The 20218-nt window shown below is 48.5% G+C and carries 18 protein-coding genes; 11 read left to right on the top strand and 7 right to left on the bottom strand.

Going from position 1 to position 20218, the window contains the following annotated elements; all coding sequences use genetic code 11:
• Positions 1-4: 4 nt before the first annotated feature.
• The 3 genes from metK to ACN0UY_RS10070 all read right to left on the bottom strand — a co-directional run bounded on the left by metK (position 5) and on the right by ACN0UY_RS10070 (position 4155).
• A complete protein-coding gene (gene metK, locus ACN0UY_RS10080) occupies positions 5-1153 on the bottom strand; it encodes a methionine adenosyltransferase (protein WP_417666765.1) in 1149 nt (382 codons plus the stop codon).
• A 94-nt stretch (positions 1154-1247) separates the two neighbouring features.
• On the bottom strand, positions 1248-2303 hold the full coding sequence (locus ACN0UY_RS10075) for an NAD(P)-dependent alcohol dehydrogenase (RefSeq protein ID WP_417666763.1): 1056 nt from the start codon (positions 2301-2303) through the stop codon (positions 1248-1250).
• A 10-nt stretch (positions 2304-2313) separates the two neighbouring features.
• The gene (locus ACN0UY_RS10070; protein ID WP_417666761.1) at positions 2314-4155 is read right to left on the bottom strand and encodes a M1 family metallopeptidase; all 1842 of its coding nucleotides are present in this window, start codon (positions 4153-4155) and stop codon (positions 2314-2316) included.
• Positions 4156-4295: 140 nt separating this feature from the next.
• Between ACN0UY_RS10070 and ACN0UY_RS10065 the strand changes: the two genes are divergently transcribed.
• From ACN0UY_RS10065 to ruvX, 4 genes are read left to right on the top strand one after another with little or no spacing between them, the layout of a single operon-like run.
• Positions 4296-5033, top strand: a complete 738-nt coding sequence (locus ACN0UY_RS10065) for a 16S rRNA (uracil(1498)-N(3))-methyltransferase (RefSeq protein ID WP_417666759.1) — start codon at positions 4296-4298, stop codon at positions 5031-5033.
• Positions 5034-5039: 6 nt separating this feature from the next.
• Positions 5040-5990, top strand: coding sequence for a glutathione synthase (gene gshB / locus ACN0UY_RS10060; protein ID WP_417666757.1), 951 nt, complete (start codon positions 5040-5042; stop codon positions 5988-5990).
• Between the two features lie 42 nt (positions 5991-6032).
• Positions 6033-6599 carry a YqgE/AlgH family protein gene (locus ACN0UY_RS10055; protein ID WP_339879575.1) on the top strand — a complete coding sequence of 189 codons (567 nt, stop codon included), beginning with the start codon at positions 6033-6035 and terminating at the stop codon, positions 6597-6599.
• Positions 6596-7009 carry a Holliday junction resolvase RuvX gene (gene ruvX, locus ACN0UY_RS10050; RefSeq protein WP_417666755.1) on the top strand — a complete coding sequence of 138 codons (414 nt, stop codon included), beginning with the start codon at positions 6596-6598 and terminating at the stop codon, positions 7007-7009. The genes ACN0UY_RS10055 and ruvX overlap by 4 nt, the downstream gene beginning before the upstream one ends.
• Before the next feature lie 6 nt (positions 7010-7015).
• Here ruvX and ACN0UY_RS10045 read toward each other — a convergent pair whose 3' ends face one another.
• Positions 7016-8401: a PhoH family protein gene (locus ACN0UY_RS10045; protein ID WP_417666753.1), complete on the bottom strand. Its 1386-nt coding sequence runs from the start codon at positions 8399-8401 to the stop codon at positions 7016-7018.
• A gap of 159 nt (positions 8402-8560) precedes the next feature.
• On the opposite strand from ACN0UY_RS10045, the gene ACN0UY_RS10040 reads away from it, so the two are divergent.
• Positions 8561-11239: an SNF2-related protein gene (locus ACN0UY_RS10040; RefSeq protein ID WP_417666751.1), complete on the top strand. Its 2679-nt coding sequence runs from the start codon at positions 8561-8563 to the stop codon at positions 11237-11239.
• On the top strand, positions 11236-11892 hold the full coding sequence (locus ACN0UY_RS10035; protein ID WP_417666749.1) for a pseudouridine synthase: 657 nt from the start codon (positions 11236-11238) through the stop codon (positions 11890-11892). The genes ACN0UY_RS10040 and ACN0UY_RS10035 overlap by 4 nt, the downstream gene beginning before the upstream one ends.
• Here ACN0UY_RS10035 and djlA read toward each other — a convergent pair.
• From djlA to ACN0UY_RS10020, 3 genes are read right to left on the bottom strand one after another with little or no spacing between them, the layout of a single operon-like run.
• Positions 11870-12658, bottom strand: a complete 789-nt coding sequence (gene djlA / locus ACN0UY_RS10030; RefSeq protein ID WP_417666747.1) for a co-chaperone DjlA — start codon at positions 12656-12658, stop codon at positions 11870-11872. The genes ACN0UY_RS10035 and djlA overlap by 23 nt on opposite strands.
• Positions 12655-13332 (bottom strand): N-acetylmuramate alpha-1-phosphate uridylyltransferase MurU, encoded by a 678-nt coding sequence (gene murU, locus ACN0UY_RS10025; RefSeq protein WP_417666745.1) that lies wholly within the window; start codon positions 13330-13332, stop codon positions 12655-12657. Before murU ends, djlA begins: the two co-directional genes overlap by 4 nt.
• A complete protein-coding gene (locus tag ACN0UY_RS10020; protein ID WP_417666743.1) occupies positions 13332-14336 on the bottom strand; it encodes an aminoglycoside phosphotransferase family protein in 1005 nt (334 codons plus the stop codon). Before ACN0UY_RS10020 ends, murU begins: the two co-directional genes overlap by 1 nt.
• Before the next feature lie 145 nt (positions 14337-14481).
• Here ACN0UY_RS10020 and ACN0UY_RS10015 point away from each other — a divergent pair, with 145 nt between their 5' ends.
• From ACN0UY_RS10015 to apaG, 5 genes are read left to right on the top strand one after another with little or no spacing between them, the layout of a single operon-like run.
• Entirely contained in the window at positions 14482-16758 is a 2277-nt protein-coding gene (locus ACN0UY_RS10015) for an LPS-assembly protein LptD (RefSeq protein WP_417666741.1), read from the top strand.
• Between the two features lie 9 nt (positions 16759-16767).
• Positions 16768-18054: a peptidylprolyl isomerase SurA gene (gene surA, locus ACN0UY_RS10010; RefSeq protein ID WP_417666739.1), complete on the top strand. Its 1287-nt coding sequence runs from the start codon at positions 16768-16770 to the stop codon at positions 18052-18054.
• A 5-nt stretch (positions 18055-18059) separates the two neighbouring features.
• Entirely contained in the window at positions 18060-19040 is a 981-nt protein-coding gene (gene pdxA, locus ACN0UY_RS10005) for a 4-hydroxythreonine-4-phosphate dehydrogenase PdxA (protein WP_417666737.1), read from the top strand.
• Positions 19037-19846 carry a 16S rRNA (adenine(1518)-N(6)/adenine(1519)-N(6))-dimethyltransferase RsmA gene (gene rsmA, locus ACN0UY_RS10000; protein ID WP_128352876.1) on the top strand — a complete coding sequence of 270 codons (810 nt, stop codon included), beginning with the start codon at positions 19037-19039 and terminating at the stop codon, positions 19844-19846. Before pdxA ends, rsmA begins: the two co-directional genes overlap by 4 nt.
• Positions 19839-20207, top strand: a complete 369-nt coding sequence (apaG, locus tag ACN0UY_RS09995) for a Co2+/Mg2+ efflux protein ApaG (RefSeq protein ID WP_417666735.1) — start codon at positions 19839-19841, stop codon at positions 20205-20207. Before rsmA ends, apaG begins: the two co-directional genes overlap by 8 nt.
• Positions 20208-20218: the final 11 nt, after the last annotated feature.

The raw sequence follows: 20218 nt of genomic DNA, 5'->3' as shown, positions 1-20218 counted from the left end.
CAAATTAGATATCAGCGCGAAGTGCTTCTACCTTGTCTGTTTTTTCCCATGGGAACTCATTACGCCCGAAGTGGCCATAAGCTGCTGTGGCTTGATAAATCGGTTGCTCAAGGTCAAGCATTTGAATTAAGCCATAAGGTCGCAAGTCAAAATGCTTGCGTACCAATGCAATCAGTTTTTCTTCGCTATGCGGGCTGGTTCCGAACGTTTCGATACTAATCGAGGTGGGTTCGGCAACACCAATCGCATAAGAAATTTGCAGCTCGACGCGATCGGCCAGACCTGCTGCGACGAGATTTTTCGCGACATAACGCGCGGCATATGCTGCACTGCGGTCAACTTTGGATGGGTCTTTACCCGAGAATGCACCACCACCGTGACGCGCCATACCACCGTAGGTATCGACAATGATTTTGCGACCGGTTAAACCACAATCACCCATTGGCCCACCAATCACGAATTTACCGGTTGGATTGATAAAAATGCGTTCTTGATTTTTCGGGAACCAGGCTTCCGGTAGAACCGGTTTAATGATGGTTTCAATTACGGCTTCACGGAGGTCTTTTTGGCTAATATCTTGATGATGCTGCGTTGACAAAACGACCGCATCAATACCTACCGGCCGACCATCTTCATAAATAAAGGTCAATTGTGACTTCGCGTCAGGGCGTAACCATGGCAGGGTGCCATTTTTACGTACTTCAGCCTGACGTTGCACCAAACGATGCGCATAAGTAATTGGCGCAGGCATCAGCACATCCGTTTCGTTTGACGCATAGCCAAACATAAGGCCTTGGTCACCGGCGCCCTGCTCTTCTGGGCTCGCACGATCAACACCTTGATTAATATCCGGTGATTGTTTACCAATAGCATTGAGTACAGCACATGAATCAGCATCAAAACCCATATCGGAATGAACATACCCAATATCACGTACGGTATTACGGGTGATTTCTTCAATATCTACCCATGCATTGGTGTTTATTTCACCACCAACTAACACCATGCCCGTTTTTACATAGGTTTCACAAGCAACCCGAGCACGCGGATCCTGCTTAAGAATCGCGTCGAGTACCGCGTCCGAAATTTGATCGGCGATTTTGTCTGGATGCCCTTCTGATACTGATTCAGAAGTAAATAAATGCTGTGCCATGCTTTGCGATCTCTAGTCAAAGTTAGGAATAAAAAAGTGGGCGTAGTTTAACTGAACCATGCCCACTTTTCTACATTTAGACGTCTAAAAGTCTTTATTTCTGTTTTAGTGTTGCCATATCAATCACAAAGCGATATTTCACGTCGCTTTTCAGCATACGTTCGTAGGCTTCGTTGATTTCGTCCATGGCAATCATCTCGATATCTGAGGTGATACCGTGCTCAGCACAGAAATCGAGCATTTCTTGTGTTTCAGCAATACCGCCAATTAACGAGCCTGCCAGGCTGCGGCGTTTGGCGATTAAATTAAACACTGCCGGTGACGGGTGCGATTCAGCCGGAACACCGACTAACGTCATGGTGCCGTCAAGACGCAACAAGGTTAAATAAGCATCCAGGTCATGCGGTGCAGCAACCGTGTTTAAAATGAAATCAAGGCTATTGCGCCACGCTTTCATTTGCTCTTCGTCTTTAGAGATCACCACGTGATCAGCACCTAAGCGCTTCGCATCGTCGACTTTATTCGGAGAGGTAGTAAATAAAACCACTTCAGCGCCCATCGCTTTTGCGATTTTGACGGCCATGTGGCCTAAACCACCGAGACCAACCACCCCAACTTTGTGCCCTTTGGTAACGCCCCAATGGCGCAGTGGCGAATAAGTGGTGATGCCCGCACACAGCAAGGGTGCAACACCGGCTAGGTCTAATTTGTCAGAAACTTTCAATACGAAGTCTTGCGCAACGGTAATCCGGTTTGAATAGCCACCGAAGGTAACGCCACCCATGTGCTTGTCTTCGCCATTGTAGGTACCAACAAACCCGTTATCGCAATACTGTTCATAACCGTCTTCGCAATTTGCACAAGTTCGGCATGAGTCCACCATGCAACCGACGCCGACGGTGTCGCCAACTTTATATTTACTGACTTTGCTACCTACGCGGGTCACTTTACCTACGATTTCATGGCCAGGAACGCACGGGAAAACGGTGCCGCCCCATTCATTACGGGCTTGGTGCAAATCTGAGTGGCACACACCACAGTATGCGATTTCAATCTCAACGTCGTCAGCGGTTGGATCGCGACGCTCAAACTCAAAATATTCGAGCGCTTGGTCGGCTGCTTGGGCAGCAAATCCGATTGCTTTTGGCATTTCTTACTCCTTAGTTTTTGTCGTACAACAAAGCCTCATTAACCGTTTGAGTAAGCGGGTGATAACCCGGTTTTGCCTGCTCGTAAACTTCTCGAGCCCATTTCAGGTTATCAGGTGTCTTCGCTAACTCACGATACAGTGGGCTTACCAACTTATTGCGACCAATAGTTAGCAAGTAACTACGTAAACGCTCACGCGCTGGTTCATATTTTTTCACAATAGATAACTTCAGCCAGGCATGCGCAATTTCACTATTTTTAATCTCGGTAAGATTAAACTCCCGATCCAAGCGCGCCATATTTTCGGCCGAAATATCGAGTGGCAGATTATTAATGAAGTGCAACCATTCGTGCGTTGTCCACTCCTCGGTTTGCAATTGACCGCCTTTAAGCCAGCGCTGCATCTGTTTTTCTACCTGTGCAAACGCGTCCGATGTAGGTTTTGGAGCGTCAGCAGGTAGGCCAGGTTCGTGCAACCATTCATTCACTTTACTGATGCTTACCGCGTCTGGGTTTTTAGCCAAGAGCTCACGCTGCAAATAGGTTTTAAATTGCGCGGTTGAAATACTTTGGAAAGCAAAATCATCGAAATATTTACGCAAAAATTTATCGAAGGTTTCACGGCCAAACTTTTCTTCTAAATACACTAAAAACAACTGGCCTTTAACGTAAGGCACTTGCGAGAACACATCGTCTGGATGGCGTGTTCCTAAATCAATATTTAACACCGTGTCTTGCGGCTCAAGGCGCTCCATATTCGCTAAGAGGTCTTGATAGCCTAGCGCCAGCTCCATTTGAGCGCGCTTTTTACCAAACAGGGATTCCATGATGCGGTTTTCAACATAACTGGTGAAACCTTCATTGATCCAAAGATCGCGCCAGCTTGCGTTGGTTACCAAATTGCCTGACCAAGAATGCGCCAATTCATGGGCGATCAAGTTTATTAAGCTGCGATCACCAGACACCACCGTGGGCGTTATAAACGACAGCCGCGGGTTTTCCATGCCACCGAACGGAAAGCTTGGCGGTAAAATCAATAAATCATAGCGGTCCCAACGATAAGGTCCATACATTGCCTCGGTCGCTTCAATCATTGCCGGCGTATCTGCAAATTCCCACGCAGCGTCATCGAGAATGTACTGCTCAGCAAATACTGCAACGTTGTCGCTGATTGACTTCACGGCTAAATCGCCAGCAGCAATTGCAATCAGATAGGGTGGTATCGGCTGTGGCATAGCGAAGTGATATTCACCGCTGCGTTCTTCACTGAGGCTATTGTCGGCACTCATAACGGCGAGCAGCCCTTCTGGTGTCGTTACCGTCGCGTTGTAAGTTAATCGCAATGCCGGGGAATCCTGAATCGGTATCCAGCTGCGGGCATGGATTGGCTGCGACTGACTAAACATAAATGGGTGCTTTTTACCGGCAGTTTGTGCGGGCGTCAGCCATTGCAGACCACTTGCGGTAGGAGTGGTTTCGTAATGAATACGAACCTTGTCCGCAATACTACCTATATCGACAATCAGCTCTTGCCCTAAGCTAGGATGAATGTCGCCTAGCGTAAATTTAGTTGGCAACCACTGGTCATTCACGCGTATTTCGGTGCGTTTAATTACGAGTTCACTGCTGTCTAAATAAATCTGATTGGTGTCATCATGGCGTTGCAAGGTGTATGTAGCATGTCCTTTTAACTTGCGTGCTTCAAAGTCAACGGTTAAAACTAAATCCAGATGCGGCGTCGACACTTGATCTAAACGCGCATAACTGTGCACATCCTCAGCCTTCACCACGCTGCCGGAAAGTACCGCAGCCAAACTAAAACACCAAATAACTAAAGCTCGCGAGAGATGCATTTATTTTTCTCCTTAATGATCACGCTGCAGCCATGATCGGTCGGATATCTGACAAAATCAAATCTTTTCAAGCTGCCAAAGATTTCAACGCAGTGTTAAGATGTTCGCATATGCATTATTAATGAAAGGTTTAACACGGCATGCGCATTCCTCGGATTTATGAGCCAAGCTCATGCACCTGGGCTGTGGGTAGCACGGTGACACTCTCTGAAGATGCAGCCAACCACGTTGGCCGTGTATTAAGGATGTCATCGGGCCAATCCCTTGAGCTCTTTAATGGTGATGGCAACAATTATCAGGCAACGATTACTGAGGTTCACAAACGTTCTGTTACAGTCTCGCTGACTGCAGTAACACCGAACACCTCTGAATCGTTTGTACATGTGCACCTCGCGCAGGGCATATCGCGCGGTGATAGAATGGACTTCGTACTGCAAAAGTCTGTTGAACTTGGGGTAACCGAAATTACACCTTTGTTCACCGAACGCTGTGGCGTTAAGTTAACCGGCGAACGCTTGGCAAAGAAGCAGCAACAATGGCAAAAAATAGTTATTGCTGCTTGTGAACAAAGTGGCCGCAGTTACGTACCTAAAGTACATGCGCCAATAACTTTTCAGCAGTGGTTAACGCAATTGCCCAAAGGCATGCGACTAACCTTAGACCCCTATGCAGCAAAACCATTGCGAGAACTTGCGGTCGAACCTAAACAGCTTACGTTATTAATTGGCCCTGAAGGTGGGCTAACCGACCTTGAGGTGCAAAGCGCCAGCGACCATGAATTTTTGCCGGTTCGTCTCGGCCCTCGAATTTTGCGCACTGAAACCGCCGCATTAACGGCGCTAAGCGTAATACAATATCAATTTGGCGATCTTGCCTAAGGACATTTGATGAAACTTGCGATGATCATGGACCCAATTGAGTCGGTCAAAACATACAAAGACACCAGTTTTCGTCTATTGCTTGAAGCTCAAGCACGAAATTACGAACTCTATTATTTGACCATGGATGACCTCTCTATTGCAGCGAGTGAACCGATGGGCCGCGTGCGAAGTGTTAAAGTCGTCGACCAACCAACTGATTTTTATACTTTGGGTGAACCAACCGACATGAACTTGGGCAGTTTTGACGTCATTTTAATGCGTAAAGACCCGCCATTTGATACCGAGTTTGTGTACGCCACGTATATATTAGAATTAGCTGAGCGCCGCGGTGCGCTTGTAGTAAACCGCCCGCAAAGCCTTCGTGATTGCAACGAGAAGCTCTTTACTGCATGGTTCCCCGAGCTAACACCACCCACTATAGTGACACGTCGTGCTGAGCAAATCCGTGCATTTCATCAGGAACACCGTGACATCATTTTAAAACCCTTGGATGGTATGGGTGGCGCATCAATTTTCCGCGTTCGTGAAGATGGTACAAACTTAGGTGTCATCATCGAAACACTCACCAATCATGGGCATCAATTTGCAATGATTCAGCGCTATCTGCCAGAAATTAGTGACGGGGATAAACGCATTTTAATCATTGATGGTGAGCCTATGCCTTATTCGCTAGCGCGAGTTCCCTCTGCCGGAGAAACACGTGGTAACTTAGCTGCAGGCGGCAGCGGACGCCCTCAACCACTCAGCGAAAGTGACTGGGAATTAGCACGAAGAGTTGGGCCTGAATTAAAACGTCGTGGGCTAACTATTGTGGGCCTCGACGTAATTGGTGACCGCGTGACTGAAATAAATGTCACCAGCCCCACTTGCATGCGCGAAATTGAATCCGCATATGATATCAATATCGCCGCGAAAGTATTTGAAGCCATCGAGCGGCAGTTGGGTTTGTGCTAACCGGGTAAAAACCGGCGTTTTCTCATTGGAGTTGTAAGAGTCATGGAAACATTAAATAGCCTACAGAATCATTTCTTGATTGCCATGCCGAGCATGGACGATCCGTATTTTGCGCGCACGGTCACGTATATTTGTGAGCACAATGCGGAGGGGGCTATGGGTTTAATTATCAATCAACCGGTGGAATTAAGCGTCGAAGACCTACTCGAGAAACTGGAAATTATCGTACCAGATAATTCCGTTGGCCTTGACGGGCCAGTTTACTCGGGCGGCCCTTTAGCGCGTGATCGCGGCTTTGTTTTGCATTCTACCGATCATACTTGGCGTAGCTCTGTACAGCTTAGTGATGACATTGTCATCACCACGTCAAAAGATATTCTGGAAGCCATGGGCAAAGGAAACTTGCCGGATGACTACCTGCTAACGCTCGGTTATGCGGGCTGGGAAGCGGGCCAACTTGAACGCGAGCTGGCAGAAAATAGTTGGTTAACCATTCCAGCGGATAGTGACATTTTATTTCATACTCCCAGCAAAGAACGCTGGCAGCGTGCTGTCAAAAAGCTCGGCATTCAAACTTGGCAGCTTGGCCCAGACGTGGGACACGCATGAGCCAGGTTATTGGGTTTGATTTTGGTACACACAGTATCGGCGTCGCGGTCGGGCAAACAGTTACTGGCACCGCGTCGCCGCTAACCGCACTTAAAGCAAAAGATGGTCAACCCAATTGGGATGCAGTTGCGAAGCTACTCGCTGATTGGCAGCCTGAATTGCTGGTGGTTGGCTTACCGCTGAATATGGATGGCACCGAGCAACCACTGACTGATCTTGCCCGCAAATTCGCAAATCGGCTACATGGTCGATTTGGGATTAAAGTGGCATTGCAAGATGAACGCCTCACAACCGTTGCGGCAAAGGAAGATTTGTTTGGCCGCGGCGGCTACAAACAATTGCAAAAAGGCAAAGTTGATAGTGCCGCGGCGCAATTAATACTCGAAGACTTTTTGAGTCAAAACGCCTAATTAAAGTTAAAGATTCTCTTCTGCGTACTGCGCCAATGAACTGCGCACTACCCCATTTAAGTTAACCGTTGCACTACCTGGGTAATCTTTAAAGCGCTCCACAATGTAAGTTAACCCAGAAGTCACTGCCGTCAGATAGTAACTATCAATTTGCGCCAAGTTACCTGAACAAATAATTTTGGTTCCGGTACCGCAGCGGGTAATTATTGTTTTCAATTGAGATGCGGTTAAGTTTTGCGATTCGTCCAAAATTACAATCGCATTTTGGATGCTACGTCCGCGCATGAAGTTGAGTGACTTAAATTGAATATTCGCCTTATTCATAATGTAGTTCAGGCTTGATTCCATACTCTCATCTTGTTTGTGCAGCACTTCTAACGAATCGGTAATGGCCGCCAACCAAGGCGCCATTTTTTCTTCTTCGGTGCCCGGTAAATAGCCAATAGACTCGGCAATTTCAGGCGTATTGCGCGTTACAATGATTTTTTCATAAATCCCTTGCTCAATAACCAGCTCCAATGCCGAAGCAAGCGCCAGCAGCGTCTTCCCACTGCCCGCTGGCCCAGTAAGAATCACCAAATCGATACTCGGATCTAATAAGGCATTCATTGCCATCGCTTGGTAGATGTTTTTAGGATGAATTCCCCAGGCTCGGTAACTCATCATGCGTTCAAAACCAATGTCATGCAGCCGAATATTTTCTTTGTCGTAACCCACTACTTTTGCGGCAAAATGCTCCGTATCATCAATAATGTATTGGTTGCGAAATACTGTCGGCAGCACATCGCGCGCAACCTCATGGAAGGTTTCACGCCCCTCTTGGGCGCTGGTAACGTCACCAACGTGTGCCCAAAAATCGCCTTCAACCTCAACAAAACCCTTAGATAAAAATCGAATATCATCGATCAGCTGATCGGTTCGATAATCTTCAACACACTTAACGCCAGCACCCTTTGCCTTCAAGCGCATGTTAATGTCTTTGGTCACCAACACCACTTTCGTGGATTTATGTTTGCGCTGTAGTTCCAATGCGGTTTGAATTATTCGGTGATCATTTTCAGACAAATTTAGCGCTGCATCCTGTTGTTTCAGTTGATAATCAGGATAAATCGCTAAAGTACCTTCTGCATGATGCGCACCTTCCATATTGCTCAGCGGTACGCCTTCAAGAATTTCTTCGGGTGTTGCGTCCTTCAAGGCATTTTCCAGTGACCGAATCGCCACTCTGGCCTCACGGCTCACGTCTTTATGGCGGTCTTTAATGTTGTCCAACTCCTCTAGGACAACCATGGGTATCACAACATTGTGTTCATCGAAGTTTAAAAAAGCGAGGGGTTCGTGCAGCAGGATATTAGTATCAAGTAGATAAAACTTTGGAACGGTTTCGGACATGTTGTACCTCAAGCTACGTTGGTATTTTAATGATTTTGATAACGTGCCATTCATTTCTAAGACTAGCCTAACTTTCGTGAAAATGGTGTGAATATTCAAATAAATTTCGCTACCATGTGCGCCCTTATTATCGACTATGCTGTTAAAGGTCTTATTTGAATGGTAGCGAACACAACGTCAATGCAATTTATTCCGGGTCAACGATGGCTCAGTGAAACTGAGATGGAACAGGGACTTGGTATAGTTAGCCAACTGCAAGGACGAATGGTTACTGTATTATTCCCGGTTACTGGTGAATTTCGACAGTATGCGATAGCTGACGCGCCGCTAGCGCGCTACCAATTATTAGTTGACGAACAAGGCCAGCATGGCGACGGTTGGCACTTTCGCGTCAATCAGGTCGACGAACAAAACGGCGTGCTGACGTATCACGGTATTCGTGAAGACTCCGACGAACCTGTGACCGTTCCCGAAGCACAGTTAGCCGCACAAGTTGCTACCAACCATCCGTTAACACGTATTCTGGCTGGTAAAGTTGATCGCTTAGACATGTATCAACTGCGCCTGCAGGCTCACCATCATTTAAGTGCGTGGCAAACAAGTTCAGCCGCGGGCTTGATTGGCGCGCGCGCGGAATTACTGCCGCACCAACTTTATATTGCTGCCACTGTCGCCGACCGCCACCATCCACGGGTGTTGCTGGCTGATGAGGTAGGTTTGGGTAAGACCATTGAAGCCGGCTTAATTATGCAGCGCAGACTGCTGACCGGACGCAGCGAGCGCGTTCTTATTGTGGTTCCTGACAGTTTGGCGCATCAATGGTTGGTTGAGTTACTGCGTCGGTTCAATCTTCGTTTTAGTCTATTTGATACCGAACGCTGTGAACAAGCTGCACTTGACGGCGGCGCAGTGTTCGCCAGTGAGCAACTTGTGGTTATCCCACAGTCGTTATTGTCGCATCCAATGTGGTCGGCTGAATTAGTCGAAGTGAACTGGGACTTATTAATCATTGATGAAGCGCATCAAATTGCACCTCAGGATCAACGTTTCGCGCTGGTCCAACAGTTGTGTGAGCAGATATCAAGCGTGTTACTACTCACAGCAACGCCTGAACAAGCAGGGTTAGAAGCTCACTTTGCAAGGCTTCAACTGCTTGACCCTGATCGCTTTGATAGCTTTGAAAAATTCAAATCGGATCAAGCCAATTACAAAGCCTTGGCGCCACAAGCTGAAGCGCTTGCGCATAGCGGTGACAGCAAAGCGCTGGATGAGCTATTAGACAGCTATGGCACCGGCCGTGTGATGTTTCGCAATAGCCGTGCTCACATTGGTGGATTCCCTGAACGCCGCGTGCAAATGACACCGCTCGAGGCGGGTGATGCATTAACACGCCGTTTTGCTTGGTTGGTAAACCTGCTGAAAGAAAACAAACAGAACAAGTTTGTTTTAATTTGTCGCAGCGCTGAAATGGTACTCGCATTGCATGAAATGTTACGCATACAACACGGTATTCACGCAGCCGTTTTCCATGAAGGCTTAAGTTTGATTGAACGGGACCGTGCCGCGGCATTTTTTGCCAGCCCAGAAGACGGTTGCCCATTGTTACTGTGCTCGGAGATAGGCAGTGAGGGACGCAACTTTCAGTTCGCCCAACATTTGATTTTATTTGATTTACCACGCCACCCAGATCTACTTGAGCAGCGTATTGGGCGTCTCGACCGAATTGGTCAGCAAGGTGAAATCACCATTCATGTACCCGTTGTTGAAGGCACGCCTGAGCAAGTTTTATTTGCTTGGTACAACGCGATGAATGCCTTTACCCAAACCAACGGCATCGGTGCCAATTTACATCAACAATTTGCCGAGCAGGTTAATGTGCTTATCGACGAGCTCGATACCGGTGATTTTGATTTGGACCAGCTTGAAGAGCTTATCGAAGACACACAGGAAGCCAGCCAAACGTTGCGGGCTGAGGTTGATGCCGGCCGTGATCGTTTGCAGGAACTCAATGCTTTTCGCCCGCATCAGATTGCACAACTGCTAGAGACCATTACCGAAATTGAACAAGCGAGCGAGCTTGAATCTTTTATGGTGTCGTTTTGGGCGCGTTTCGGCATTGAGTTCGACCGTCTCAACGACCGTAGCGGTTGGTTGCGCCCGTCAGAGCAAATGCGCGTGCCGATGGAAGGCCTACCCGACGAAGGCATCACCGTCACTTTTTCACGGGAATATGCACTGACGCACGAAGACGTTGCTTATTTAAGTTGGGATCACCCGCTGGTGCAGCAAGCGTTGGAATTACTAACCAACGACACTTACGGCAGTACTGCTGTTGGACTTATGCAGAATCGCGCCCTGCCTGCCGGAGCTTGGTTTATTGAGCTGCACTTCAGTAGTTTTGCCCTGGCACCGAAACACCTAGTGATGAGCGAGTTTTACCCGCGCCATAGCTTTCGCGTGTTGCTTGATAGCAACGGCCGCGATTTAACCGACAAAGTTGCTGCCGGTGTGCTGGATAAACAGCTACAGTTCATTGATAAAAAGCAAGCGAGGCAGCTGCTCAAACAGCTTCGCAGCGCCTGTCAAAAAGCCATTCAAACTGCTTGGAAACCGGCGGAGCTATGCCAGCAACAACAGCTTGAACAAGCTCGAAACCACGTGAACGAAGCGATGACGGCCCAGCAACAGCGGCTCGTTAATTTACGGGAGCGTAACCCGCTGGTACGTGACAGCGAAATTGAAGCGGTAACATTGCGCCAAAAAGGGCTGCTGGAAGCACTTGAGCAACCAGTTTTGCAGCTTGATTCGGTGCGCGTGATAGTGAACATGCCTGCATGACGCTGCTTCACTACGCGCCACCTACGCAGCCGTTTGTAACCATTGTTTACAGCGATGCTGACCTGGTAGTGGTCAATAAGCAAAGCGGTTTGTTAAGCGTACCTGGTAAAGCACCCGAACACCGCGACTCGGTGTGGACACGGTTAGAACGCGTGATGCCTAATCTACGCGTAGTACACCGCTTGGACATGGCGACGTCGGGCTTGATGGTACTTGCTCGCGACAAGGTAACGCAGGCTGGATTACAGCGGCAATTTGAGCGGCGCACGGTGACAAAACGCTATCGTGCTCATGTGTGGGGACACTTACCTGCTAATCGCGGTTTAATTGAATTGGCGGTGCGCTGCGACTGGCCAAATCGGCCACGGCAAATGGTCGATTTGCGTCTGGGCAAACCTGCCGTGACGCTTTACCGCGTGATTGGCGAACATGCTGCCGGTGATGTGGTTGAGTTGACGCCCTACACCGGCCGCTCACATCAGCTTCGGGTGCATATGCAAGCCCTCGGAACGCCGATTCTCGGCGATAAGTTTTACGCCGGAACCGAAGCCTTTGCGGCAGCAACCCGACTGTTACTGCACGCTGAAAAACTCGCTTTTACACATCCGAAAACGGGTGCTGAACTTAGCTTTAATTGTCCTGCCGACTTTTAATAAGCTCGTACGCGGCCTGAATTTGCTGCGCTTTTGCTTGAGCAGACTCGCGCATTTCAGGCGGTAATCCCTGCGCTGCAAGCTTATCTGGATGATGTTTGTTCATGAGCTTTCGATACGCCTTTTTCACTTCCGAGAAATTTGCTGAGCGAGCAACCCCGAGCACAGCATACGCATCATCGATTTGACTCGCTGAAGCCTGTGCATTTTGCTGACTTGAACGACCACCGCCGCCAAAACGTTGTCCGGCTTGCGCCATTTGCAGCAGAATGTCCAACTGCGCACGACGGAAGCCAAGTGCTTCGGTAACTCTCACCAAAACATCGTATTCAGCTTGCTCGAGCTGACCGTCGTGCAACGCAACAGTGAGTAACTGTTCCAGGAAGAATTGCAGTAGATCACGCCGCCACGCAAGTTGCGCACGCAACTGCTTTACCCGTTGGGTAAGCGGGAAATCAGCTTCTTTACCCTCGCGAAAACTTTCTTGCGCTTGCGCGCGAGCGTCTTCAGAGAGTTGTAAATGGGTCATCAGTTGCGTGACATAATCAATGTCTTGTGCGGTGACGCGTCCCTTTGATTTCGCCAAGTGCCCGAGCACAGCAAATAACGTCCTCACGAATTGCTGAGGCTGTTGCGCTGCACCCTGTTGCATAGCGCGCGTCAACGACTTATCAAACCAATGCCCAATTAAAACACCGAGCAATAACCCTATAAATCGTGCAAATAGAAAACCAAAAAAACCACCAAGAATCTTACCCCAAATCATGGGTACTCCTGTAATTCTGCTAAACGTTCGGGTGTGCCAACATCTGTCCATGCGGCGTCGATGATTGTTGCTGCTAACTGTTGTTGCTGTGCGCCTGCATCTAAAAATGGGCGTAACCGAACAAACTGCTCACTGCCTGCATTATACATGGAGAACATTTCTGGTGAATACAAGCCCATGCCCGTGTAGGTGTAGCTGGTTTCACCTGCTTCTGCGCGCTGCAACAGGCCATTATTCACCGTAAAATCGCCCTGCCGATTGTGAGGGGGATTTTGGGTCAGTAAAAGATGCGCTAAGTGCCCGGCTGACAATTGCTGCGGCAGCTGAGCAAAATCAAAGTCTGTAAATATATCGCCATTGATAACCCAAAAGGGTTCAGTCCCCAAATAGGGTAACGCGCGGATAATCCCACCAGCGGTTTCCAAGCCTCCAGAGGGTTCTGCGGAATACACAATGTTCAAGCCAAAGCGGCGACCATTGCCGAGACGCGCTTCGATTTTTTCACCCAACCACGCATGATTAATTACAACACTCTCGACACCTTGCTCGGCAAGTTGTTCAAGGTGGTATTCAATCAGCGCCTTGCCGTTTACTTCCAACAAAGGTTTTGGTGTGGTGTCAGTTAACGGGCGCATACGTTCGCCGCGCCCCGCCGCCAAAATCATCGCGCGCATCAAATAAGTTCCTGCAGCGCTGGTTGCACCCGCTCCGCCAACCAATGACGGAAGTCTTCAAACTCAGGATAAAACCCAGCAATGTCGTATAGATAATCCACCGTGCGCGGTATGTCTTGTAAGTAGCCAGTTTTGCCATCGCGGTGATATAACCGCGCAAAAATCCCCGCCGCTTTGGTATGCCGTTGCATGCCCATTAAATCAAACCAGCGTTGCCATTGTTCAGCCGAAACGGCTACGGGAAGCAGTTGTTGGTGCTGCAGTTGGCCATATAAGTCGTGGCTCAGCTGTTGCACCAAATCATGCGGCCAGCGCACGTAACAGTCACGCAGCAAGCTGACGGCGTCATAGGTTATAGGGCCACGCACTGCGTCCTGAAAGTCGATATAGGCTAGCTTTTGCTCTGCTTGGACCATGATATTGCGGGCATGGTAATCGCGATGCACGCCAACTTGCGGCTGCTCAAGCGCATTATTGGTTAACGTGTCGCAAAAGTTCGCCCACATCGCTTTTTCTTCATGAGACAGGCTCAGCCCAAGATGGGTGCCGACCAACCAATCATGAAACAAGTCGAGTTCGCGCCGCAGCAATGCTTCGTCATAGTTGGGCAATGAGCCCAATTCGGTATTTTGCACGCGCATTATCGCGGTTAAATCAGCTAATGCTTGCGTGTACCAACCGCGCATTGACGCTTCCGTTAGCTCGCTGAGTAACAACGTTGATCCGAGGTCTGACAACAACATAAAGCCTTGCTTTTCGTCTGCCGCAATAACTTCGGGCACATTTACGCCCTGCTCTGCGTAGGCTTGTGCAATCGCAATAAATGGTTGTAACGATTCCTGCGGCGGCGGCGCATCGACAGCAATCAAACTGCGGTGCCCGTCAGAGGTGCGAAAGTAACGACGGAAGCTCGCGTCACCTGACACCGGCTGCAGTCGCTGTTGACGGTAACCGGTGACCGCTTCACACCAGGCTTGTAATTGTATTTCTCGTTGTTCGTTCACATGGCCCTCGTGGCGATTATTTATTCATCAAATCATGCTGTCGCTGACAGATAAGTGAAAAACCCAGTGTAGCAAATGGCAGCAGAATAAAAATTGCTTTATCATAGCCTGCACATTGTGAAGGAAAACTTGGGTATTTGGCTACATGCATAAAAATTTTCGGACCTCGTTATGGACGATAGCGCTTGCGATCAGCAGCTACTCTGTTCATGCGCAGCAACCAGCGAATGCGAAACTGTCCGAAGTATGCCCAATTCCTGCGCCGTTATTCGATGCCCCCACGCACCCAATCACAGGCCTACCAACTGGCGCCATTGGCGTACGGGCTAACCGCGCAGATATCGACTCAACCACACAGGTTGCATCTTTTTATGGCGATGTTGAAGTACAGCTGGATGCGCAGCAACTACGCACCCAACAAGCACAGATAAATCAGCAAACCGGAAATATTAACGCCAGTGGCGCAACACGCTTTACCAATGGCTATGTGCAGGTCGCGTCTGAAAACTTCCGTTTAAACTCAGGTGAAAATCGGGCCTTTTTGAGCGGCGCTCGATATCAACTCACAGCAACTGGCGCGCATGGTAAAGCCGATGTATTGTCGTTATCACCCCAACGCGTCGTTTTAGAAGGTTCAACATTTACCACCTGCCCAGGTGACAATCCGGCGTGGCAGATGAGCGCGCAAGAGATTTCTCTCAGTGAAGATGAAGAATGGGGTGAAGCTTGGCATGCCAAGTTTGAATTGTTCGGGATGCCGGTTCTTTATATTCCATATATGAATTTCCCTGTGACTGACGCGCGAAAATCTGGATTTTTGTTCCCAACGTTCCGTTCATCACAAAAAAACGGGTTCGAGGTTGAAGCGCCTTATTACATTAATATCGCACCTAATATGGATGCAACTATTGCACCACGATATATGGCCGAACGTGGCTTACAGATGCAAGGCGAGTTTCGCTTTTTAAGTGAAACCAGCCACGGCCAATACAATCTGGCTTATTTAGAAAACGATGACAGCACCGTTGATAACGACGCGCGTTACTTATGGCGTATTGAACAGTCTCACATTTGGGGCGACCATTGGCGCGGTTACATTAACGGCACCTTTATTAGTGACGACGACTATCTGAATGATTTGGGCAGTGATTTTGCTGGGCGCGCCGATGCCCAGTTGTATCGCCATGCGCAGCTCGATTACTTAACCGATGACTGGCAAGTCACTTTGCGCGCGGAAGACTTTGAATTGCTAGGCAATTACCGTTCGCCCTATCGCACCATGCCGCAAATCACCAGTCACTACAGCCATAGCTCACCGCTCGATTTAGATTTCACTTTATTTAGTGAGCTTTCTCATTTTCGAAATCAAGATGACAGCACCGACACGGCCACGCGTGTGCATTTAGAGCCGCAGTTACGCTACCACCTTGAGCACCCCGGCTTTGATTGGTTGGCGGAGCTTAGTTATGCCTACACTTACTACGATCAAGAACAAAATTTAGCTACCGGCTTAACTGCGAACCCAACGCGTAGCTTGCCAACGTTCCGCTGGCGCGGCCGTGTTAATTTAGAGCGCTCGGTGGAAATTGGTGATGAATCCTACCTGCATACTTTGCAGCCGCAGATTCAATACTTGTATACCCCCTACCGTGACCAGTCAGGAATTGGCATCTACGACTCAACCTTGATGCAGGACGATTACCAAGGCTTGTTTCGTGCCCGCCGTTTTTCTGGGTTAGACCGAATTGCCGATGCTAATCAAGCAACGGTTGGAGTATCAACAAGCCTGTTCGATACTCAAGCGCGCGAACTTGCCCGCGTCAGCTTTGGTCAGATTTATTATTTCGAGAATAGCCAAACACAATTGCTTGAGTCGGCAGACGAAAACCTCGCCAGTCGCTCTGATTTAGCTTTAGAAACGCGTTTTCGCATTAACAACAACATGTACTTCAATAGCTCGATTCAATACAACCTGGAGTTACATCGCACCCGTAAGAGCCAAACGACGATTGAATATCGAAAAGACGAATTTAATTTGATTCAATTCAGTCACCGAACAGTTACCAACTTACTTGAAGAAGATGTGGAACAAGTTGGCATGATCGGTGTCGTAGAACTCAGCCCACGCTGGCAAATGGCGTCAAATTGGTATTACGACCTTGCAAACAGTCGTACCAACGACGCGCTCATTGCGTTACAGTACAGTGATTGTTGTTGGGCAATGCGAATTAGTGGTTATCGACGCATTAATCGCAATTTAGAATTTAATACTGGACTGCCGCAAATCGGCGCTCCAGAGTTCGACAACGGTGTAAGCATTCAATTTATAATAAAAGGCTTGGGAAGCGATAACCGCAGCTTGCTTGATCTACTAGAGCAGAGCTTGTTTGGCTACCGTCACCCATTCCATTTAAGCAACTAGGTAGTATTCATGGGTAAAATTGTAAAAGTTCTCGCGGCAACCGCATTGCTCTCGCTAAGTGTTACGGCATGGAGCCAACAGGTGCTCGATCGCATCGCAGTGGTTGTTAACGAAGGTGTTGTTTTAGAAAGCGAAGTTGAACAACTTGTTCAACAAGTAAAACGTAATTCAGCACGAAGTGATACTGCCTTGCCTTCTGACAAAGTATTACGTATTCAAGCAATGGATAGGCTGGTGCTGTCGGAATTACAGATGCAGATGGCCGAACGCATGGGGATAACTATCTCTGATGCTCAATTGCAACAGACGTTAGTCGCAATTGCGCAAGACCAAGGCATCACGGTTGACGAACTACGCGCTCAAAACGAAGCCTCAGGTGTTAACTGGGAAAGCTTTCGCGAATCAGTTCGTAAAGAAATGATCATTGGCGAAGTTCAACGCGCAGCTGTGCGCCGCCGCGTTGCTGTCTCGCCACAAGAAATTCAAAACTTGGTGAATGCCATGGACCAGGCCAAAGAGCAGGAAGTTGAATATCGCTTAGGCCATATTCTTCTTGGCTTTCGCGATGGTGCTTCTGCCGATGAAGTGCAAGCAACCCGTGCACGCGCTGAGCAGCTTATCGAACGCTTAACTGCAGGTGCCGACTTTTCACAAGCTGCTATCACATCATCTTCCGGCCCACGTGCTCTGGAAGGCGGAGATTTGGGTTGGATGAACATTAATGCCATGCCCACGCTATTTGCTGATGCGGTACGCAACAAATCGAAAGGTGAATTGGTTGGCCCACTGCGCAGCGGCGTTGGCTTCCATATTCTGCAAGTCGCTGATGTTCGCGGCATAGAGCAAGTCGAAATTGACGAAGTGAAAGCTCGCCACATTCTTATTAAACCGTCGATTATACTGTCCGAACGACGCGCGCAAGAAAAGCTGGCCGAACTACGTGCTGAAATTATCGCGGGTGATTTGAGTTTTGAAGATGCCGCTCGTGAGCATTCAGCAGACCCAGGTTCAGCAGCCAATGGCGGCGACTTAGGTTGGTCGGAAGCAAGTGCATATGCAGAAGAATTTAAACGTCAAGTTGAGCGTTCACCCATTGGTGAAATTACCGAGCCTTTTCAAACTCAATTCGGCTGGCACATTCTTGAAGTGCTCGACCGGCGCAAACTTGATGCAACCAAACGCAGCAAAGAAAACCGTGCATACCAACTTCTGTTTAGCCGCAAGTATCAAGAAGAGTTAGAGAACTGGCAGCAAGAAATGCGCGACCAAGCCTATATCGAAACGCTGATTGAGTAATAACTATGACTGCAGCGCGAATTGCATTTACACCGGGTGAGCCAGCTGGTATTGGCCCTGACCTTGCAGTGCATCTCGCGCAACAGGATTGGCCGGTTGAATTAGTTGTTGTTGCTGATCCTGAGTTACTTCAGCAGCGTGCTGCGCAGCTCGGTTTACCGCTGCACATTCTTCCCTACAATCAACAAACCCCAGCCCGCAGGCAAACTGCGGGTTCATTAACAGTCTGTCCGGTACCCTTGACAAAGCCAACGGTTCCACAACAACTCGATGATGCCAACTCCAGCTACGTAATCGCCACGCTCAAACGTGCCGGCGAGGGCTGCATGCATGGTGAATTCGATGCATTGGTTACAGGCCCAGTACATAAAGGCATTATTAATCAAGCCGGTATTTCATTTAGCGGGCATACAGAGTTCTTTGCCGAACTAAGTAGTACACCGCGTGTCGTGATGATGCTTGCCACAGAAGGTTTACGTGTCGCCTTAGTGACCACTCACCTACCTTTAAGCGAAGTACCTGCGGCAATCACGCGTGAGCGCGTGGAAGAAACCCTCGAAATTATTGCGCATGATATGAATGCGAAGTGGGGTATCGAACAACCGCGTATTTTTGTCTGCGGGCTGAACCCACATGCGGGCGAACAGGGGCATCTTGGGCGAGAAGAAATTGAACACATTAGTCCAGCACTTGAGAATTTAAAAAATAAGGGCCTGCAAGTTTCCGGCCCCTATCCGGCAGACACCATATTTCAACCTCATTATTTAGCCAATGCCGATGTTATCGTTGCGATGTATCACGACCAAGGCCTGCCTGTGTTAAAATACAAAGGATTCGGCAACGCCATTAATATCACTTTGGGTTTGCCCTTTATTCGTACTTCGGTCGATCATGGCACCGCCCTCGATCGTGCCGGCACTCATAACATAGATGACAGCAGTGCGTTGCTCGCTTTACGTACTGCAATCGACATGGTAAATCGATGACAAAAACACATTTGGGCCACCGCGCTCGCAAACGTTTTGGGCAAAACTTTCTTCATGATCAGTTCGTAATCAACGATATTGTCGATGCTATTAATCCACAACCTGAAGAGAATCTGGTAGAGATAGGTCCCGGCTTAGCTGCTCTGACTGAACCCGTTGTTGAGCGAGCCGGAAAACTGACGGTTGTTGAGCTTGATCGCGATCTTGCGGAGCGGTTAGAACGGCACCCGTTTCTACAAAGCAAATTAACCGTCTTCCGCGGTGACGCATTAAAAACAGACTTCCGCCAATTTGCGGTAGAAAAGCCGATACGGGTGTTTGGTAATTTGCCCTACAACATCTCAACTCCGTTAATTTTTCATTTGCTTGAGCACCTTGAAGTCATTCAAGACATGCACTTTATGTTGCAAAAAGAAGTCGTCGAACGCTTAGCAGCCGAGCCCAACAGTAAAACTTACGGGCGCATTAGTGTTTCTATACAGCAAGCTTGTCAGGTGGAATTAGTTCTCATGGTTCCACCTGGCGCTTTCACACCACCGCCAAAGGTTGAATCTGCCGTTGTGCGACTGATACCTTATAAAGAGTCGCCGTATCCGGTAAAAGATCGGGTGGCACTGCATAAAATCTGCTTGATTGCATTTAACCAGCGTCGTAAAACCATACGTAACAACCTCAAGCAAATTATGAACGACGATCAGCTCGAGGCTCTTGGCATTGATCCTAATGCCCGTCCAGAAACATTGTCAGTAGCGGACTATTGCCGCTTAGCAGACTGGTACAGCGAACAGCAAGGTGACCATGCGTAATATAGATATTGAGGTTAAAACTCATTTCATTGCATCCCATTCCGATGAGACCGTCGGCGAGTATGCTTTTGCCTATTCAATTACCATTACAAATCAGTCGGATGTTTCGGTTCAGTTACTCAAGCGGGCTTGGAAAATAACCGATGCCGACCATAAAATCACACGGGTCGCTGGCGATGGAGTGGTTGGCGAACAGCCACATATAGCGCCTGGCGAAAGTTATAGCTACACCAGCGGCACAGTAATCGCCACGCCGATAGGCACTATGGAAGGCTTTTACACCATGGTTGATGCTACGGGTGACCGATTTGATGTTGAGATACCGTCTTTTCGCCTCGCCATTCCAAACATAATCCACTAAACAGACCATTC

It is taken from the genome of Pseudidiomarina sp., assembly GCF_048268165.1.
In the GTDB taxonomy this organism is placed as follows: Bacteria; Pseudomonadota; Gammaproteobacteria; order Enterobacterales; family Alteromonadaceae; genus Pseudidiomarina.
The sequence above is the reverse complement of the archived record's forward strand: the minus strand, read 5'-3'. Positions and strand labels throughout refer to the sequence as shown.

Excerpts from the sequence above, each read along its gene's own strand:
- pdxA (WP_417666737.1), top strand. The coding sequence starts at position 18,060 with ATGACTGCAGCGCGAATTGCATTTACACCGGGTGAGCCAGCTGGTATT.
- ACN0UY_RS10035 (WP_417666749.1), top strand. The coding sequence starts at position 11,236 with ATGACGCTGCTTCACTACGCGCCACCTACGCAGCCGTTTGTAACCATT.
- ACN0UY_RS10055 (WP_339879575.1), top strand. The coding sequence starts at position 6,033 with ATGGAAACATTAAATAGCCTACAGAATCATTTCTTGATTGCCATGCCG.
- ACN0UY_RS10070 (WP_417666761.1), bottom strand. The coding sequence starts at position 4,155 with ATGCATCTCTCGCGAGCTTTAGTTATTTGGTGTTTTAGTTTGGCTGCG.
- ruvX (WP_417666755.1), top strand. The coding sequence starts at position 6,596 with ATGAGCCAGGTTATTGGGTTTGATTTTGGTACACACAGTATCGGCGTC.
- surA (WP_417666739.1), top strand. The coding sequence starts at position 16,768 with ATGGGTAAAATTGTAAAAGTTCTCGCGGCAACCGCATTGCTCTCGCTA.
- rsmA (WP_128352876.1), top strand. The coding sequence starts at position 19,037 with ATGACAAAAACACATTTGGGCCACCGCGCTCGCAAACGTTTTGGGCAA.
- ACN0UY_RS10045 (WP_417666753.1), bottom strand. The coding sequence starts at position 8,401 with ATGTCCGAAACCGTTCCAAAGTTTTATCTACTTGATACTAATATCCTG.
- apaG (WP_417666735.1), top strand. The coding sequence starts at position 19,839 with ATGCGTAATATAGATATTGAGGTTAAAACTCATTTCATTGCATCCCAT.
- murU (WP_417666745.1), bottom strand. The coding sequence starts at position 13,332 with ATGCGCGCGATGATTTTGGCGGCGGGGCGCGGCGAACGTATGCGCCCG.
- ACN0UY_RS10065 (WP_417666759.1), top strand. The coding sequence starts at position 4,296 with ATGCGCATTCCTCGGATTTATGAGCCAAGCTCATGCACCTGGGCTGTG.
- ACN0UY_RS10075 (WP_417666763.1), bottom strand. The coding sequence starts at position 2,303 with ATGCCAAAAGCAATCGGATTTGCTGCCCAAGCAGCCGACCAAGCGCTC.
- ACN0UY_RS10040 (WP_417666751.1), top strand. The coding sequence starts at position 8,561 with ATGGTAGCGAACACAACGTCAATGCAATTTATTCCGGGTCAACGATGG.
- ACN0UY_RS10015 (WP_417666741.1), top strand. The coding sequence starts at position 14,482 with ATGCATAAAAATTTTCGGACCTCGTTATGGACGATAGCGCTTGCGATC.
- metK (WP_417666765.1), bottom strand. The coding sequence starts at position 1,153 with ATGGCACAGCATTTATTTACTTCTGAATCAGTATCAGAAGGGCATCCA.
- djlA (WP_417666747.1), bottom strand. The coding sequence starts at position 12,658 with ATGATTTGGGGTAAGATTCTTGGTGGTTTTTTTGGTTTTCTATTTGCA.